14 protein-coding genes and 1 pseudogene are annotated in these 16,193 nt (G+C 71.5%); 3 read left to right on the top strand and 12 right to left on the bottom strand.

Features of this window, described 5'->3' with window-relative positions; genetic code table 11:
- Positions 1 to 164: pseudogene (locus AB0I68_RS21560) on the bottom strand (methylmalonyl-CoA carboxyltransferase); the annotation flags it as partial.
- A gap of 254 nt (positions 165 to 418) precedes the next feature.
- Here AB0I68_RS21560 and AB0I68_RS21565 point away from each other — a divergent pair.
- The gene (locus tag AB0I68_RS21565) at positions 419 to 1,030 is read left to right on the top strand and encodes a YceI family protein (RefSeq protein ID WP_363178945.1); all 612 of its coding nucleotides are present in this window, start codon (positions 419 to 421) and stop codon (positions 1,028 to 1,030) included.
- Between the two features lie 33 nt (positions 1,031 to 1,063).
- Here the strand turns inward: AB0I68_RS21565 and AB0I68_RS21570 are convergent, their stop codons facing one another.
- The 6 genes from AB0I68_RS21570 to ureA form a co-directional block, all read right to left on the bottom strand.
- Positions 1,064 to 2,410, bottom strand: a complete 1,347-nt coding sequence (locus AB0I68_RS21570; RefSeq protein ID WP_363178946.1) for a hypothetical protein — start codon at positions 2,408 to 2,410, stop codon at positions 1,064 to 1,066.
- A 134-nt stretch (positions 2,411 to 2,544) separates the two neighbouring features.
- A complete protein-coding gene (gene cimA, locus AB0I68_RS21575) occupies positions 2,545 to 4,176 on the bottom strand; it encodes a citramalate synthase (RefSeq protein WP_363178947.1) in 1,632 nt (543 codons plus the stop codon).
- Between the two features lie 295 nt (positions 4,177 to 4,471).
- A complete protein-coding gene (locus AB0I68_RS21580) occupies positions 4,472 to 5,080 on the bottom strand; it encodes a TetR/AcrR family transcriptional regulator (RefSeq protein ID WP_053790989.1) in 609 nt (202 codons plus the stop codon).
- 29 nt (positions 5,081 to 5,109) lie between these two features.
- Positions 5,110 to 6,147, bottom strand: a complete 1,038-nt coding sequence (locus tag AB0I68_RS21585) for an agmatine deiminase family protein (RefSeq protein ID WP_363178948.1) — start codon at positions 6,145 to 6,147, stop codon at positions 5,110 to 5,112.
- 28 nt (positions 6,148 to 6,175) lie between these two features.
- Complete coding sequence (locus AB0I68_RS21590) at positions 6,176 to 7,909, bottom strand: urease subunit alpha (protein ID WP_363178949.1); 1,734 nt, start codon at positions 7,907 to 7,909, stop codon at positions 6,176 to 6,178.
- On the bottom strand, positions 7,906 to 8,733 hold the full coding sequence (gene ureA / locus AB0I68_RS21595) for an urease subunit gamma (protein WP_363178950.1): 828 nt from the start codon (positions 8,731 to 8,733) through the stop codon (positions 7,906 to 7,908). The genes AB0I68_RS21590 and ureA overlap by 4 nt, the downstream gene beginning before the upstream one ends.
- A gap of 156 nt (positions 8,734 to 8,889) precedes the next feature.
- Between ureA and AB0I68_RS21600 the strand changes: the two genes are divergently transcribed.
- Complete coding sequence (locus AB0I68_RS21600) at positions 8,890 to 10,326, top strand: cytosine permease (protein WP_363178951.1); 1,437 nt, start codon at positions 8,890 to 8,892, stop codon at positions 10,324 to 10,326.
- 80 nt (positions 10,327 to 10,406) lie between these two features.
- Here the strand turns inward: AB0I68_RS21600 and AB0I68_RS21605 are convergent, their stop codons facing one another.
- From AB0I68_RS21605 to AB0I68_RS21625, 5 genes are all read right to left on the bottom strand, one after another.
- Complete coding sequence (locus AB0I68_RS21605; RefSeq protein ID WP_363178952.1) at positions 10,407 to 10,841, bottom strand: hypothetical protein; 435 nt, start codon at positions 10,839 to 10,841, stop codon at positions 10,407 to 10,409.
- A 395-nt stretch (positions 10,842 to 11,236) separates the two neighbouring features.
- Positions 11,237 to 12,322 (bottom strand): branched-chain amino acid aminotransferase, encoded by a 1,086-nt coding sequence (locus AB0I68_RS21610; RefSeq protein ID WP_363178953.1) that lies wholly within the window; start codon positions 12,320 to 12,322, stop codon positions 11,237 to 11,239.
- Positions 12,323 to 12,553: 231 nt separating this feature from the next.
- A complete protein-coding gene (locus AB0I68_RS21615; RefSeq protein WP_363178954.1) occupies positions 12,554 to 13,594 on the bottom strand; it encodes a 3-isopropylmalate dehydrogenase in 1,041 nt (346 codons plus the stop codon).
- Between the two features lie 83 nt (positions 13,595 to 13,677).
- On the bottom strand, positions 13,678 to 13,806 hold the full coding sequence (locus AB0I68_RS21620; protein WP_266625109.1) for a hypothetical protein: 129 nt from the start codon (positions 13,804 to 13,806) through the stop codon (positions 13,678 to 13,680).
- Positions 13,807 to 14,065: 259 nt separating this feature from the next.
- Entirely contained in the window at positions 14,066 to 14,962 is an 897-nt protein-coding gene (locus AB0I68_RS21625) for a LysR family transcriptional regulator (RefSeq protein WP_363178956.1), read from the bottom strand.
- Positions 14,963 to 15,063: 101 nt separating this feature from the next.
- Here AB0I68_RS21625 and AB0I68_RS21630 point away from each other — a divergent pair, with 101 nt between their 5' ends.
- Entirely contained in the window at positions 15,064 to 16,080 is a 1,017-nt protein-coding gene (locus AB0I68_RS21630) for an NADP-dependent oxidoreductase (protein WP_363178957.1), read from the top strand.
- Positions 16,081 to 16,193 lie beyond the last annotated feature (113 nt).

Raw genomic sequence — 16,193 nt, forward strand, 5'->3', positions numbered from 1 at the left:
AGCAGCGCAATGCGCTCGCGCGCGGTCAGCTTGCCCTTGGCGTGCTGCGCCTCGGTCGCCCGGTCACTGGGTCCACGCCGCGCCTGCTCGCGCAGTGAGTGCAGCTCGGCCACGCGCCCGCGGGCGTCCGTCGGCTCGCTCGGAGTCTGGTCCACAACGGTCATGTATCGACCTTACGAAGCGCTCGATGAAAAACCTCCGTTGGTTCTACACAGTCTCGGGTGTGTTCCGCTGTCCGGCCCGGACAGAACCGCCCCGTGATGCGCGGACACCACCAGGCAGGGCCGCCCTCCTTTGTGCAGGGTCCACAAAACGGCGCGCCACGGCGTCTAGATGTTGAAATTTGAACGGAATAGGCCTAACGTCGTTCTCGTTGAAAGTTCAACAACCACGGCAGGACACTTCCAAGGAGCACGTCATGGGTCTCTTCACCCGCCGCAGCCAGGACACCACGAACAGCGCCGTCGCCACGCTCGAGGTGGACCCGGCCCTGGCCGCCCTCACCGGCGACTACGTCATCGACGCCGCCCACAGCAGCATCGGCTTCACCGTCCGCCACGCGATGGTGACCAACGTCCGCGGCAGCTTCACCGACTACGCCGGCACCCTGCAGCTGGACGGCAGCGACCCGTCCCGCTCCGCGGCCTCCCTCGAGGTGAAGGTCGCCTCCGTGGACACCGGCATCGCCGACCGCGACGGCCACCTGCGCGGCGGGGACTTCTTCGACGCCGAGGCCTTCCCGCTGATGAGCTTCCGCTCCACCGAGGCGGCCCAGCTCGGCGGCGACAAGTACCGCATCACCGGCGAGCTGACGATCAAGGACGTCACCCGCCCGCTCTCCATCGACCTGGAGTTCAACGGCTCGGCCACCGACGTCTACGGCAACGAGCGCGTCGGCTTCGAGGGCTCCGCCGAGATCCTGCGCTCCGACTGGGGCCTGACCTGGAACGCCGCGCTGGAGGCCGGCGGCGTCATGGTCAGCGACAAGGCGAAGCTGACCTTCGACATCTCGGCCATCAAGCAGGCCTGAACCGCCTGACGCCGCCGGGTCCGGGGGCGGCCGCTAGAAGCCGCCCCCGCCGTCGAACCCGCCCCCGCCGTCGAACCCACCGCCGCCGCCGAAGTCCCCTCCCCCGAAGTCGGAGGAGTTGAAGTCGGCGCCGGAGTAGTCCCCGCCGTCGTAGCCGCCCATGTCGGAGGCGTAGGCGGGGCCGGACATCATCGAACCGAGCATCGTGCCCATGAGCAGACCGGGCAGCATGCCGCCGCCGAAGTATCCGCCCGCCCAGGGGCCGTAGGCCGGGCCGGCGTCGTAGTACGGGCGCGGCCCGTACTCGGTGTCGACCGTACGGACCATCGGGTCCTTGCCCTCGCGCAGGCGGACGGCGTCCGCAGCGCACACGGGGACAGTACGCGCCGCCCCGCCGGCCGGCGCCCAGTCGCGATCCTCCGTACTCGGCCCGTGCCGCGGGTCGAAGAAGCAGGGCGAACGGCGCTCGGGCAGCGGCGTGCCCTGGCGGCGGGCATCGAGGCTGGCCAGTGCGAACCGGCCGTCCTCCAAGGCCTGGGTGACCCCCCTGACCTCATCGGGGTGCTGGACCGAGGCCATGATGTCCTTGGCCTTCTCGTACGAGTCGAGGCCCTGTTCGTAGTCCCGCCGCATCGCGTCGTCCGCGCCGGGCTCACCGGGGTGGAAGTCCAGCCGGTCGAGCTCCTCGCCGAAGGCGGTGATGTCCTCGTCGACGACCACGCGCAGCTTCTCGATGGCCTCGCGCTCCGCCTCTTCCTTCCTCTTGCGGTTGCGGCGCACCAGTGCGTACGCACCGCCACCGCCGATGGCGGCCACCGCGCCGAGGGTGATCAGCCCGCCGACCGGGACCCCGCCGCCACTGCCGGAGTCGCCCCAGGAGGCCGGGGCGCGTCCCTTGGCCTGGGCCAGGGCCTGGTCCACGAAGTTGTTCAGCTGCGTGCCCGCGTCCACGGGCCCGCCGGCCTTCACGGCGTCGGTCAGGTTGCGGACGGCGTTGGTGGGCATGACCGCCTTGTCGGCTCCGGCGTTGAAGCCGTCGCCGAGCCGGATCGCATAGAGCCCGGTGATGCCCGTCTCGGCCCGGACCGTACGCAGCACGCTGCCGGCGGGGTACTCCGCGGTGGCCGGCAGCACGGCGACGAACACCGGCTTCCCGGCGTCCTTGATCTTCTTCGCGAGCGCGTCGGCCTGGGCCTTCGGCAGCTGCGCCTCGGCGCGCGGGTCGACGTAGACCGGGCCCTGCTTGAGGGCCTCCGCCACGGCAGCGGGTCCGGTGGCCGCCGACGCCTGCGGGGCGACCACGAGGGCGGTCGCGGACAGGGCCAGCAGCAGACCGGACAGCAACGATCCAAAACGTGCGGATATCAGCCTGGTCCTCATAGCCCCGACGCTACCGGAACCGCTACTTTCCTGTGTGAGCAGGACATAAACCCCACTCCCCCTCCACGGGCGCCCCGTCCCGCACCGCGGGACGGGGAAGCGCCGCGCGGACGGGCGCCGCGTGGCCGAAAGGCCTACTCGGCGGGTTCGACGCCCGCGCGCAGGAGGCCGTACGTGAAGGCGTCCTCCAGGGCCTGCCAGGAGGCGGCGATGACGTTCTCGGCGACACCGACCGTGGACCATTCGCGGGTGCCGTCCGTGGTGGCGATCAGCACGCGGGTCGTGGACCCCGTGCCGTGCTTGCCCTCCAGGATGCGGACCTTGTAGTCGATCAGCTCGAACTTGGCCAGCTGGGGGTAGAAGCGTTCGAGGGCGACCCGGAGCGCGCGGTCCAGGGCGTTGACCGGGCCGTTGCCCTCCGCCGTGGCGACGATCCGCTCGCCCTTGGCCCACAGCTTCACCGTGGCCTCGTTCGCGTGGGTGCCGTCCGGGCGGTCCTCGACGATCGCCCGCCAGGACTCCGTACGGAAGTACTTGCGGGCGCGGCCCTCGATCTCCGAGCGCAGCAGCAGCTCGAAGGAGGCGTCGGCGGCCTCGTACGTGTAGCCCGAGAGCTCCCGCTCCTTGACCCGTTCGACGACCCGGGAGATCAGCGCGCGGTCCCCGCCGAGGTCGACGCCGAGCTCCTTGCCCTTGAGCTCGATGGAGGCGCGTCCGGCCATGTCGGAGACCAGCATCCGCATGGTGTTGCCGACCCGCTCGGGGTCGATGTGCTGGTACAGGTCCGGGTCGACCTTGATGGCCGAGGCGTGCAGGCCCGCCTTGTGCGCGAAGGCGGAGACGCCGACGTAGGGCTGGTGCGTGGACGGGGTCAGGTTCACGACCTCGGCGATGGCGTGCGAGATGCGGGTCATCTCGGCGAGCGCGCCGACGGGGAGCACCTGGCGGCCGTACTTGATCTCCAGCGCGGCGACGACCGGGAAGAGGTTGGCGTTGCCGACCCGCTCGCCGTAGCCGTTCGCGGTGCACTGGACGTGCGTGGCGCCCGCGTCGACGGCGGCCAGGGTGTTGGCGACGGCGCAGCCGGTGTCGTCCTGGGCGTGGATGCCCAGGCGGGCCCCGGTGTCGGCCAGCACGGTCGCGACGACCGCGGTCACCTGGGCCGGCAGCATGCCGCCGTTGGTGTCGCAGAGAATGACGACGTCGGCGCCGGCCTCGTGGGCGGTGCGCACGACCGACTTCGCGTACTCGGCGTTGGCCCGGTATCCGTCGAAGAAGTGCTCGCAGTCGACGAAGACGCGGCGGCCCTGGGCGACCAGGTGGGAGACCGTGTCCCGGACCATCTCCAGGTTCTCGTCCAGCGTGGTGCGCAGGGCGAGTTCGACGTGCCGGTCGTGGGACTTGGCGACCAGGGTGATCACCGGGGCGCCCGACTCGAGCAGGGCCCGCACCTGCGGGTCCTGGTCCGCCGAGCCGCCCGCCCGCCGGGTCGCGCCGAAGGCGACCAGCTTGGCGTGCTTGAAGTCGATCTCGGACCGGGCGCGGGCGAAGAACTCGGTGTCGCGGGGGTTGGCACCCGGCCAGCCGCCCTCGATGAATCCCACTCCGAAGTCGTCCAGGTGCCGTGCGATCGTCAGCTTGTCGGCGACGGTGAGGTTGATGCCCTCACGCTGGGCGCCGTCGCGCAGGGTGGTGTCGAAGACGTGGAAGCTGTCCGTGTCGTCGGCGGGGTTCTGCGCCGGCCCTGTCGCCTCTGTCGTCGTCATGCTGATCTGACTCCTGTCGGATGAGTGGTTCCGGATACCCGCCCGAGGGCAGGCTGCCGCCACTGCCCCCATCATCCCGCGCGGTCCGGTCCCGGCAGGAGTGGAGCCGGGAAACGAAAAAACCTCTCGCGGGTGCGAGAGGTCTGCGCGCGGGTCTGGGGCACGATGGCCGCTTCCGCGAAGGTTTTCCACGGTTCAGCGGCCACTGCGGACCGGCGCGCTGCTGTCCATAATCATGAGCTGAGCAGGCACATCCGCAGTGTGCCATACCGTCTCACCGCAAGAGCGGCGCGTCTCACGATACGAGAGCCTCGTCAAGGAATTCCGAGACGTGGGCCAGGATGTCCGCCCGCCCTATCCCGGGCAGACCGACGGCGACCTGGATGCTGAACCCGTCGAGCAGGGCCCGCAGCCGGGCGCCGAAGCGGTCCGGGTCCACCGGCCGGAACTCCCCGCGCGAGATGCCTTCGGCGAGCAGGGCCACCAGGTCGCGGTGCCAGGCGCCCTCGATGGCGGCCTGGCGTTCGCGTTCCTGCGGGCCGGCGTTCTGCGAGCGGTTCCAGACCTCCAGCCACAGGGTCCAGTGCGGATCCCGGGCCTCCTCGGGCACGTACAGGTCCACGTACGCCTGCAGACGCTCGCGCGCCGGGCCGCGGCGGGACAGCAGGGCCCGCCGCTTCGCGCCCAGGGCCGCCTCGCTCCACTCCAGCGTCTGCAGCAGGAGCTCGTCCTTGCTGCCGAAGTAGTAGAGGAGGTGGCCGCTGCTCATGCCGACCTGGCGGCCGAGCCCGGCCATGGTCAGACCCTCCAGGCCGCGCTCGGCGATCGTGGCCATGGCGGCGACGAGTACGTCCTCGCGCGGCGGCGCGTTCTTCCGCACCGCACGTACTCCACCCGCCGCCATGGGCCACTCCTTCGTCGTTCCGCCTCGGGTCAGACCTTCGGCTGCTGCTGGGTGATGCAGTGGATACCGCCACCCCCGGCGAAAATCGTACGTGCGTCGACAAGGGTCACGGTCCGCTCGGGGAACAGGCCGCGGAAGATCTCGGCGGCCTCCTCGTCGCGCGGGTCGTCGAAGGAGCACAGCACCACGCCGCCGTTGCACAGGTAGTGGTTGATGTAGGAGTAGTCCACCCACTCCCCGTCCTCCTCCAGCACCGTCGGCGCCGGGATCTCCACGACCTCCAGCCGCCGGCCCCGTGCGTCGGTGGACGCGCGCAGGATCGCGGCGATGGTCTTGCAGCGCTCGTGGTCCGGGTGGGCCGGGTCGGGCTGGGTGTGGACCATCACCACGCCGGGGCGTGCGAACGCGGCCACGATGTCCACGTGGCCCTGCGTGCCGTAGGTGCCGTAGTCGCCGGCCAGGCCGTACGGCAGCCAGATCGCCTTGGTGGTGCCGAGGTGGGCGTGGATCTCCTCCTCGACCTGCTGGCGGGTCAAGCCGGGGTTGCGCCCGGCGCCCAGCTGCACGGTGTCGGTGAGGAGCACGGTGCCCTCGCCGTCGACGTGGATGGCGCCGCCCTCGTTGACGAGGGGGGTGCTGTACGTACGGGTGCCGACGAGGTCCGACACGTGCCGGGCGATCTTGGAGTCGTGCTCCCAGCGGGCCCACTCCTGGGCGCCCCAGCCGTTGAAGGTCCAGTCCACGGCGGCCAGCTCGCCGGCTTCGTTGGTGACGAAGGTCGGGCCGATGTCACGCATCCAGGCGTCGTCGAGCTCGCGCTCCACCAGCTGCACGTCGTCGCCGACGTGTCCGCGGGCGCTCTCCGCGTCACCGGGCGAGACGACCAGGGTCACGGGCTCGTACGCGCGCACCGCGCGGGCGACGGCCCCCCAGGCCTCGCGGGCCTCGGCGAGCTCCTGCTCGTTGGTGAAGGTCGGGTTGGGGCTGGGCCAGGCCATCCAGGTGCGCTCGTGGGGCATCCACTCGGCGGGCATCCGGAATCCGTTGTCCGTGGGCTTTGCAGTCATGGCAGGAGTCCTTGAAGGCTGTGCTGACTTACAAGAAGTACAGGCGGTTGAGGGAGACCGAATCGGCCGCTTCGGAGCGCAGCGGGTCGCCGTCGAGGGTGACGAGCCCGCTGCGCGCGTCCACATCGACCGCGCCCACCCGGGAGTTGAGGAGGAGGTTCCGCGGGCCGATGCCGCGGGCGGCGCGGACGGCGACCCGGCGGCGGCGGGTCGGCATCTCGTCGGAGCCCAGCGCGGCGGCCGCGGCCGACACGAAGGCGACGGAGATGTCGGCGGCGGTGGCTCCGCACGAGCCGAACTGCGGGCCGAGGACCAGCGGTTCGCAGGTGTCGGTGGCCGCGTTGGGGTCGCCGGTGACGCCGTACGCGGGGAAGCCGGATTTGAGGACCAGCTGCGGTTTGGCGCCGAAGAACGGGGGGCGCCAGAGCACGATGTCGGCGAGCTTGCCGACCTCGATCGAGCCGATCTCGTGGGCCAGGCCGTGCGCGATGGCCGGGTTGATGGTCAGCTTGGCCATGTAGCGCAGGACGCGGGCGTTGTCGTCGCCCTCGCCGTCGCCGGCCAGCGGACCCAGCTCGCCCTTCATCTTGGCGGCCATGGCGAAGGTGCGGCGGATGGTCTCGCCGGCGCGGCCCATGCCCTGGGCGTCGGACGAGGTGATGCCGATCGCGCCCAGGTCGTGCAGCACGTCCTCGGCGCCCATCGTGCCCGCGCGGATCCGGTCGCGGGCCATGGCGGCGTCGCCGGGGAGGTCCGGCTTGAGGTCGTGGACGGAGACGATCATGCCGTAGTGCTCGGCGACCGCGTCCCGGCCGAAGGGCAGGGTGGGGTTGGTGGAGGAGCCGATGACGTTCGCCACGCCGGCCATCTTGAGCACGTTGGGGACGTGTCCGCCGCCGCAGCCCTCGATGTGGAAGGCGTGGATGGTGCGGCCGTCCAGGACGCGCAGGGTGTCCTCGACGGAGAGGCACTCGTTCAGGCCGTCGCTGTGCAGGGCGACCTGTACGTCGTGCTCCTCGGCGACCCGCAGCGCGGTGTCCAGGGCGCGGGTGTGCGCGCCCATGTCCTCGTGGACCTTGAAGCCGGACGCGCCGCCCTCGGCCAGGGCCTCGACCAGCGGGGCGGCGTCCGAGGAGGAGCCGCGGGCGAGGAAGCCGATGTTGACGGGCCAGGCGTCGAACGCGTTGAACGCGTGGCGCAGGGCCCAGGGGGAGTTGACGCCGACGCCCCAGACCGGGCCGAACTCCTGGCCGATGATCGTGGTGACGCCCGCGGCGAGCGAGGCCTCCATGACGCGCGGGGACAGCAGGTGGACGTGGGTGTCGACGGCGCCGGCGGTGGCGATCAGGCCCTCGCCGGAGACGATGCTCGTGCCCGTCCCGACGATGACGTCCACCCCGTCGAGGGTGTCCGGGTTGCCGGCCCGGCCGATCGCGTGGATGCGGCCCTCGCGGATGCCGATGGAGACCTTGCGGATGCCGAGGACGGCGTCGATGACGAGGACGTTGCTGATGACGACGTCGCAGGTGTCGCGGACGGCCGCGGCCTTCAGGTGCAGGCCGTCGCGGGCGGTCTTGCCGAAGCCCGCCAGGAACTCGTCGCCCGGCTTCTGGGCGTCGTACTCGACCCGGACGGTGAGCCCGGAGTCGCCGAGCCGGACCCGGTCCCCGGCGCGGGGTCCGAAGACGCAGGCGTACTCGTGGGGGTCGATGTGCCGGCTGCCCGGCGCGCAGTGGTCGCTGTGCCTGGTCTGCTTGCTCACGCCTGGTCTCCGTCCGCGTGGTCGGTGCCGGGGGCCCGGCCGGCCGGGTCGGTGCTCTCGCCGTGGCCCGCGGCGCCGTCCGCCCGGCCGGTCCGCTCGCCGGCGGCGCCCCCGGCCCCGGCCCCGCCTTCGGCCCCCGGGGCCCGCACGCCCAGGTAGCCGCAGGCGGCGGCGCGGCGCAGGGCCTCTTCCCTGGCGCCCGGAGCGTCCAGCGGGCCGTCGACCAGCCCGGCGAAGCCGATCGCGATGCGGTCGCCGCCGATGGGGACGAGGCCGATCTCGGCCTCGCCGTGCGGGTCGAACCGCACGGACGAGCCCGCGGGCACGCACAGCCGCATGCCGTAGGCCGCGGCGCGGTCGAAGTCGAGGCGGGGGTTCGCCTCGAAGAAGTGGAAGTGGGACGTGACGCTCACCGGCACGGAGGCCGTGTTGCGCACGTGCAGGTGCAGCGCCGGCTCCGGCTGGGGGGCGCCGGGGCCGGGTACGACGGCTCCCGGGGCGTCCTCGCCGAGCGACACCGCGCCCCGGATCGGAGCCGGGACCACCGCGAGGCGGGAACCGTCGTCGAAGACGGCCTCCACGTGCACCTCGGTGACCACGTCGGCGACGCCGGGCAGCACGTCGTCCGCGCCCAGCACGCTGCGGGCCTCCTCGATGGCCTCCGCCAGCCGCTTGCCGTCGCGCGCGGCCTCGCAGACCGTGTCCGCGATGAGCGCGGTGGCCTCCGGGACGTTGAGCTTGAGTCCGCGGGCCCGCCGGGCCCTGGCCAGTTCCGCGGCACTGCGCAGCAGCAGCCGGTCGCGCTCCGTAGGGGTCAGCCGCACGCCGATCCACCACCTTTTGAGTCGAAGAGTTAGAGCATCACTCTAACTCTTCATTTCTCTGTATTGAAGCATTGACCTGAGACATGGGCCTGGCTCACATTGAGTGTCGTTCAAACAAATGCGAACCACCCCCCGCCCTGCCAAGGGAGTCCCCCCATGCCCATCGAACAGCGCGGAGTCGACACCATCCCCGAGGAGGAGCGGACGAGCGGTCCCCGTGACCTGATCTCGATCCTGCTCGGCTCCAACCTCTGCCTCGGCGTGATCGTGTTCGGCTGGCTGCCCCCGTCCTTCGGACTGGGCCTGTGGCCTTCGGTCACCGCCATCGTGACCGGCACGCTGGTCGGAATCGCCTTCACCGCGCCACTGGCGCTGGTGTCCCTGCGCACGGCGACCAACCTCTCCACCTCCAGCGGCGCCCAGTTCGGTGTCCGCGGCCGGCTCGTCGGCTCGGTCGTCGGCCTGCTCCTCGCCCTCGGCTACACGGCGCTCACCCTGTGGATCGGCGGCGACGTGATGGTCGGCACCCTGTCCCGGCTCACAGGACTGCCGGACACGGGTGCCACGCGGGCCGTGATGTACGGCGTACTGGCCGCCTTCACCGTCGTCGGGGCCGTCTTCGGCTACCGGCTGCTGCTGCGCATGAGCAAGGTCCTGTCGATCGGCATGGTGATCCTGCTCGCCGTCGGCATCTACGCCTACTCCCCCGACTTCACCACCGCCGCACCGCCGGAGACCGCCTACCTGCTCGGCTCCTTCTGGCCGACCTGGCTGCTCGCCGCCGTCGCCGCCGGACTCAGCGGCCCCGTCGCCTTCATCACCCTGCTCGGCGACTACACCCGCTACATCTCCCCCCGCGAGCACAGCTCCCGCAAGGTGTTCTGGGCCACCTGTCTCGGCCTGCTGATCGGCCTGCTGATCCCGCAGCTGTTCGGCACCTACACCGCGCTCGCCGCCAAGGCCGGCGCGGAGTACGCCGGGCCCCTCGTCGAGGCCGCGCCGTTCTGGTACCTGCTCCCGCTGCTCGCCGCCGCCGCGGCCGGCTCGGTCGGCAACGCCGGGCTGATGCTCTACTCCATGGGCCTCGACCTCGACGCCATCGTGCCCAGAGCCACCCGGGCCAAGGCCACGCTGGTCGCCGCAAGCGTCGCCACCGGGTTCGTCTTCATCGGCTCCTTCGAGTGGGACGTGCAGTCCGCGATGACCTCGTTCGTCCTGCTGCTGACCGCGATCGGCACCCCGTGGGCCGTGATCACCCTGATCGGCTACGTCCGCTGCCGCGGGCAGTACGACGCCGATGCCCTCCAGGTCTTCAACCGCCGCTCGGTAGGCGGGATCTACTGGTACCGCGCCGGCTGGAACGTCGCCGCGACGCTCTCGTGGGCCGTCGGCGCCGGAGTCGGCCTGCTCGCCGTGACCACCCCCTTCTACGAGGGACCGCTGCTCGCCCTGACCGGCGGCGTGGACTGCTCCTTCGTCCTGTCCGGCCTGGCCGGCGGCCTGGTCTACATGGCCCTGACGTTCCGGACCGCGACCGCACCTGCGCCTGCGCCTGCCGACACGGCCGGCAGGGTGGCGGTCGCCGTCGACTGACGGCGGAGCCGGGACCGGTGCACGAGGCGGGCCCCGGGGGAGATCCCCCGGGGCCCGCGCGACCGGCGCACAGCCACGCGCTAACGGCACTTCAGTGAGGTGGTCGCCTCGTTGGCCGCGGTGTCCAGTGCCTGGATCTGCGGCTGCAGCTGGGTGACCGCGTCCTTGCCCGTGGTGTCGCCCGGCAGGTCCGCGTAGGCCTTCTTGAGGTTCTCCGCGGCCGACGTGACGGCGTCCTTCTCGGCCGACTTCAGTGCCGAGGTGCTCTCCTTGACCTTCTTCCAGTCGTTCTGGACGGCGTCGAACGCCGACTTCAACTGGTCCTTGGTGGCCGTGGCCGGATTGAGCGCCTTGAGCGCGGCGTTGTCCGACTTCAGCTGGACCAGGTTGGTGCACAGCGCGGCGCTGGCCGACGAGGCTGCCTCCTGCGGCGTCGTGCCGTTGTTGCTGGAGCAGGCCGAGGCGCCGAGTACCACGGCCGCGCTGAGCAGGCCGGAGGCAACGAACCGCTTCATGGGGATCCGCCTTCCCGCCGGCCCGAGCGGCCGACGCACGAGAGATTCACGCCGCTGGGGGCGTGCCGTGCCGCCCGGAGCCGGTGTCCGGCGCCGCATGGGCGGGCTTGATCAACGTCGCACGCCGGTCTGTCCACCGCATCTTCGAACGGACCGGATCCGTGCCCCGGCGCAGAGCGGCAGGCGGGGCCGCAGGACCCGCGGGCAAGGGCGCGGGCGGCCGCCGCGCCCGTGGCGGGCGACGGCGCGAAGGAGCACCGGCGTACCCCCGTACGGGTGGCACGGACAGGTGCGGCCGCACCGCCCGGCGGGGCGGGCCCCGGACACGCGAAGAGGCCCCGGCCTTCCCGGCCAGGACCTCTTCTTCGTTTTCTTCGTTGCGGGCGCGCCGCGGACTAGCCGAGCGGGTGCATCCAGCCGTGGGTGTCGGCCCGGTGGCCGGTCTGGAGGTCGAGCAGCGCCTTGCGGAGCTTCATGGTGACCTCGCCGGGCTCGCCGTTGCCCTGGGTCCAGTTGGCGCGCTCGGACTTGACCGAGCCGACCGGGGTGATGACGGCGGCGGTGCCGCAGGCGAACACCTCGGTCAGGGTGCCGTTCTCGTTGTCGCGCTTCCAGTCCTCGGTGGAGATGCGTCCCTCCTCGGCGGTGTAGCCGAGGTCGCGGGCGATGGTGAGGAGGGAGTCGCGGGTGATGCCCGGCAGGAGCGAGCCGGTCAGTTCCGGGGTGACGATGCGGTCGCCGTACACGAAGTACAGGTTCATGCCTCCCATCTCCTCGATCCAGCGGTGCTCGACCGCGTCGAGCCAGACCACCTGGTCGCAGCCGTGCGAGGCGGCCTGGGCCTGGGCCACGAGGGAGGCGGCGTAGTTGCCGCCGGTCTTGGCCGCGCCCGTACCGCCCTTGACGGCGCGGACGTACTCCTCGGAGAGCCAGACGGAGACGGGCTTCACGCCACCGGGGAAGTACGCGCCGGCGGGCGAGGCGATGACCATGAAGAGGAACTCGTTGGCCGGGCGGACGCCCAGGCCGACCTCGGACGCGAACATGAACGGCCGCAGGTACAGCGAGGCTTCGCCGGAGGAGGGAACCCAGGCGGCGTCCTGCTTGATGAGCGCGTCGCAGGCCTCGATGAAGAGCTCCTGCGGCAGCTCCGGCATCGCCATGCGGCGGGCGGAGGCCTGGAAGCGCTCGGCGTTGGCCTGCGGGCGGAAGGTGGCGACGGTGCCGTCGGGCTGGCGGTACGCCTTGAGGCCCTCGAAGATCGTCTGCGCGTAGTGCAGGGTCATGTTCGCCGGGTCGATCGCCAGCGGCGCGTACGGGACCAGCTCGGCGTCGTGCCAGCCGCGGCCCTCGGTCCACTTGATCGTCACCATGTGGTCGGTGAAGTGGCGGCCGAAGCCGGGGCTGGCCAGGATCGCCTCGCGCTCCGCATCGGACAGCGGGTTCGAGGAGGGCTTGAGCTCGATCGTGGGCGTCGTCATGAGTGCTTGTCCTTCACCGGTTGTGTATGGCGGACCGCGCTCACGGCGTACTAGGACGTCCGAGCTTCCCCGCATTCCGCGGTCTCGCGTTCGATTATCGCGCGCAAGGTGCCTTCGGTGAAGCGGGTGAATGCGGCCCAGGGGAGATGGTGGCACCCAGGGCCGCACAGGAAAAGCCGCCGGGTGCGTTGGTCGCATGACCCGGCGGCTTCCTGATGTGGAGCTGCCGGGTCAGCCGGCTACTCGAGCGGCGAGGGCGTCGCCGATCTGGTCGGTGGTGCGGGAGGTGCCGTCGCGCTCCGCCAGGTCGGCGGAGACCGCGTCCTCGATGCGGACGGCCTGGTCCTCGTAGCCGAGGTGGCGCAGCAGGAGGGCGACGGACAGGATCGTCGCGGTCGGGTCGGCCTTGCCGGTGCCCGCGATGTCCGGGGCCGAGCCGTGGACGGGCTCGAACATGGACGGGAAGTCGCCGGTCGGGTTGATGTTCCCGGAGGCGGCGAGGCCGATTCCGCCGGTCACGGCGGCGGCCAGGTCGGTGAGGATGTCACCGAAGAGGTTGTCCGTCACGATGACGTCGAAGCGCTCGGGCTGCGTGACGAAGAAGATCGTCGCGGCATCGACGTGCAGGTAGTCGGTGGTGACCTCGGGGTACTCCTGGCCGACCTTGTCGAAGATGTTCTTCCACATGTGGCCCGCGTACACGAGGACGTTGTTCTTGTGGACCAGCGTCAGCTTCTTGCGCGGCCGGGAGTTGGCCCGCTCGTACGCGTCACGGACGACGCGCTCCACGCCGTACGCGGTGTTGATGCTGACCTCGGTGGCCACCTCGGCGGGCGTACCGGTGCGCAGGCTGCCGCCGTTGCCGGTGTACGGGCCCTCGGTGCCCTCGCGGACCACGACGAAGTCGATCTCCGGACGGCCGGCGAGCGGGGTGGCCGTGTTCGGGAAGAGCTTCGACGGGCGCAGGTTGATGAAGTGGTCGAACGCGAAGCGGAGCTTGAGCAGCAGGCCGCGCTCCAGAACGCCCGACGGGACCGACGGGTCGCCGATGGCGCCCAGCAGGATCGCGTCGTGGTGCCTGAGGGCCTCGAGCTCCGCGTCCGGGAGGGTCTCACCGGTGCGGTGCCAGCGCGTGGCGCCGAGGTCGTACTGCTTGGTCTCCAGCTTCACATCCTGGGGCAGGACCGCGGTAAGGACCTTGAGGCCCTGAGCCACGACTTCCTGGCCGATGCCATCACCGGGGATCACTGCGAGATTGATGCTGGTCGACATGTCGGAACCGTACTCCCTGTCCCAGCCCTCAGACATATTGCGTCCACCATGTGGACGCAATATGTCCCCGGTCCGGGCCTCGCTCAGTGGCCGGTCGAGCCGCCGTTGTCACGGCGGTCGAGGGCGCGCTGGAGGGCGGCTGCGGCGTTCTTGCGGTCGGCGTCGGCGGTGGAGGAGTGGCGGACGCGGCGGGCTGCGGTGGATGCGGTCATGGTGATCGACTCCTTGAGATCACGGCGTGGCGGGGCCACGGATGAGGGGTTCCTTCAAGGCGCCGGAAGGGGCGGGGAGCTGTGCGCCGCAGGGGTTGCCTGCCAGGGGCGCGCGCTCTCGGCCGCCATTCGCCGGATCGGCGAGACGTTCGGCTTCTACAAAGCTAGGGCAGGTCCCGCTGTATGTCTCCGCAATTACTCGGACTTCCTACTATCTGAGACGCGCAACCCCTCGGAAGGCCCTTCCCGGGAGTCCGATTCAGCGCGTCTCGGAGCGAAGTTCCCTGATCAGAGCCCTTACGCCGAGGGTGGCAGCGAATTCCGGCGTGGTGACGTATCCCACGCGTCTCACCGGCCCCGAAGGGCCCAGTCCGGTGATGTCCACGGCCTCCGTGGCCTCGCGGAGCGACAGCTCGGGCAGGATCGCCATGCCGAGCCCGCGCCCGACCATGGTGAGCACCATCCCGTCGTCCTCGGCCTTGACGGTGGCGCGCGGGATCCAGTCCTGGGCCTGCCACCAGTCGCGGGTGTACGAGCCGCAGTTCTCGTCCCAGTCCAGCAGCGGCAGCGCCTTCGGGTCCGGGTGCCCGGCCGGGTGGACCAGCGCGTACGCCTCCTCCCGGAGCAGCCCGGTCAGCAGGCCCGCCGCGCCGGCCTCCGGTACGGGCCCGGCCGCGTTCAGCGTGGCGATGCCGAGGTCGGCGCGGCCGGCGGCCACCTCCCCGGCCGTGCCGGCGCCGAGCTCGCGCACCACCCGGACCTCGGGGCGCAGGCCCGGGTGGCGGGCCGCGAGCCGCTCCAGGGCCGGGGGCAGCAGGTGCAGGGCCGCACTGCGGAACGCCGCGATGCGCAGCACCCCCTCCGCCGCGTCCGGATGCGGCGCAGCCCGGCCGGCGCCGCGCGCCTCCGCGCCGAGGACCTCGTACAGCCGCAGGATCCGGCGGGCGAGGCCGACGGCCCGCTCCCCCGCAGGCGTGGCCGAGGCGCCGGTGCGCCCGCGCTCGAAGAGCACCGCGCCGATCTTGGCCTCGCTGCCGCGCACGGAATGCGACACCGCCGACTGGGTGAGACCGAGCCGGGCGGCCGCGGCGGAGAAGCCACCGGTCTCGGCGACGGCGACCAGGACGCGGAGTTCGTGCGGAGCGAGCTCGGCCACGGCGGCTCTCACCTCGTTCTATGAGCGGTGTTCATGGATGTGCGGCTTCCATGAACGCAACCCTCTGCCCGGGCCGGTGATTCCTTCCTAACGTCCTCGCCATGACCACGAACCACACCGCTCACGCCGTCCACCAGATCGCCCGCCCCGCCGGCTTCCCCGCCGCGACCGACTTCGCTTACGTCGAGACCCCGGTCCCCTCCCCCGCCCCGGGCACCGCCCTGGTGCAGAACCTGCTGCTCTCGGTGGACCCGTACCACCGCGGGCTGATGGACGGCGGCGAGGGCGGCTTCGAGCTGAACACCCCGCTGGAGGGCCGCTCGGTGGGCCGGGTGCTCGCCTCCCGCGACCCGGGGCTGCGCGAGGGCGACCTGGTCTTCCACCGCGAGGGCTGGCGTACGCACGCCCTCGTCACGCTCGGCGTGAACGGCACCCGGAAGCTGCGCGGCCACGAGGGCGTCCCGTTGGAGGCGCACCTGAGCATCCTCGGCGGGACCGGCCTGACCGCCTACGCCGCGCTGACCCGGACCGCGGCCCTGCGCGCGGGCGAGGACCTCTTCGTCTCCGCCGCCGCGGGCGGGGTCGGCACCGCGACCGGCCACATCGCGCGGCTGCTGGGCGCCGGCCGGATCATCGGCAGCGCGGGCTCGGCGGCGAAGGTCCGCCACCTCACCGGCGTGCTCGGCTTCGACGCGGCGTTCGACTACCACGACGGGCCGGTCGGCGAGCAGCTCGCGCAGGCCGCGCCCGACGGCATCGACGTGTACGTGGACAACGTGGGCGGGGACCACCTGGCGGGCGCCATCGACGTGCTGCGCGAGTACGGGCGGATCGCCTGGGTCGGCGGGATCTCGATGTACAACGGGGACCGCTCGCCGGCCGCGCCGCGCAACCTCTTCGAGGTCGTCCACAAGTCGTTGCGCCTGGAAGGGGTATTGGTTCGCAATCACACCAATCTGCAGGACGAGCTGGAGGACTTCCTGGTCCCCCACCTGCGCAGCGGCCGCGTGGGCACGGACACCACCGTTGTCCAGGGAATCGATCACACGGTGGACGCCTTCCTGGGCATGCTGCGAGGGGACAATCTGGGCAAGATGCTCGTCCGTCTCGGCGATTGATTCCAGCCAACCGGATGTTCACCGACTTCTTACCGCAGGGATGTAGACCTTTGACCCGGCGCCCGCCACTCTTTCCGTCAATGTGCCAGCGGGGCACGTGAGTTGGAGGCGAG

The organism is Streptomyces sp. NPDC050448, assembly GCF_040655295.1.
GTDB lineage: Bacteria > Actinomycetota > Actinomycetes > Streptomycetales > Streptomycetaceae > Streptomyces.

Excerpts from the sequence above, each read along its gene's own strand:
- AB0I68_RS21605 (WP_363178952.1), bottom strand. The coding sequence starts at position 10,841 with ATGAAGCGGTTCGTTGCCTCCGGCCTGCTCAGCGCGGCCGTGGTACTC.
- AB0I68_RS21610 (WP_363178953.1), bottom strand. The coding sequence starts at position 12,322 with ATGACGACGCCCACGATCGAGCTCAAGCCCTCCTCGAACCCGCTGTCC.
- AB0I68_RS21580 (WP_053790989.1), bottom strand. The coding sequence starts at position 5,080 with ATGGCGGCGGGTGGAGTACGTGCGGTGCGGAAGAACGCGCCGCCGCGC.
- AB0I68_RS21600 (WP_363178951.1), top strand. The coding sequence starts at position 8,890 with ATGCCCATCGAACAGCGCGGAGTCGACACCATCCCCGAGGAGGAGCGG.
- cimA (WP_363178947.1), bottom strand. The coding sequence starts at position 4,176 with ATGACGACGACAGAGGCGACAGGGCCGGCGCAGAACCCCGCCGACGAC.
- AB0I68_RS21615 (WP_363178954.1), bottom strand. The coding sequence starts at position 13,594 with ATGTCGACCAGCATCAATCTCGCAGTGATCCCCGGTGATGGCATCGGC.
- AB0I68_RS21570 (WP_363178946.1), bottom strand. The coding sequence starts at position 2,410 with ATGAGGACCAGGCTGATATCCGCACGTTTTGGATCGTTGCTGTCCGGT.
- AB0I68_RS21630 (WP_363178957.1), top strand. The coding sequence starts at position 15,064 with ATGACCACGAACCACACCGCTCACGCCGTCCACCAGATCGCCCGCCCC.
- AB0I68_RS21565 (WP_363178945.1), top strand. The coding sequence starts at position 419 with ATGGGTCTCTTCACCCGCCGCAGCCAGGACACCACGAACAGCGCCGTC.
- AB0I68_RS21585 (WP_363178948.1), bottom strand. The coding sequence starts at position 6,147 with ATGACTGCAAAGCCCACGGACAACGGATTCCGGATGCCCGCCGAGTGG.
- AB0I68_RS21620 (WP_266625109.1), bottom strand. The coding sequence starts at position 13,806 with ATGACCGCATCCACCGCAGCCCGCCGCGTCCGCCACTCCTCCACCGCC.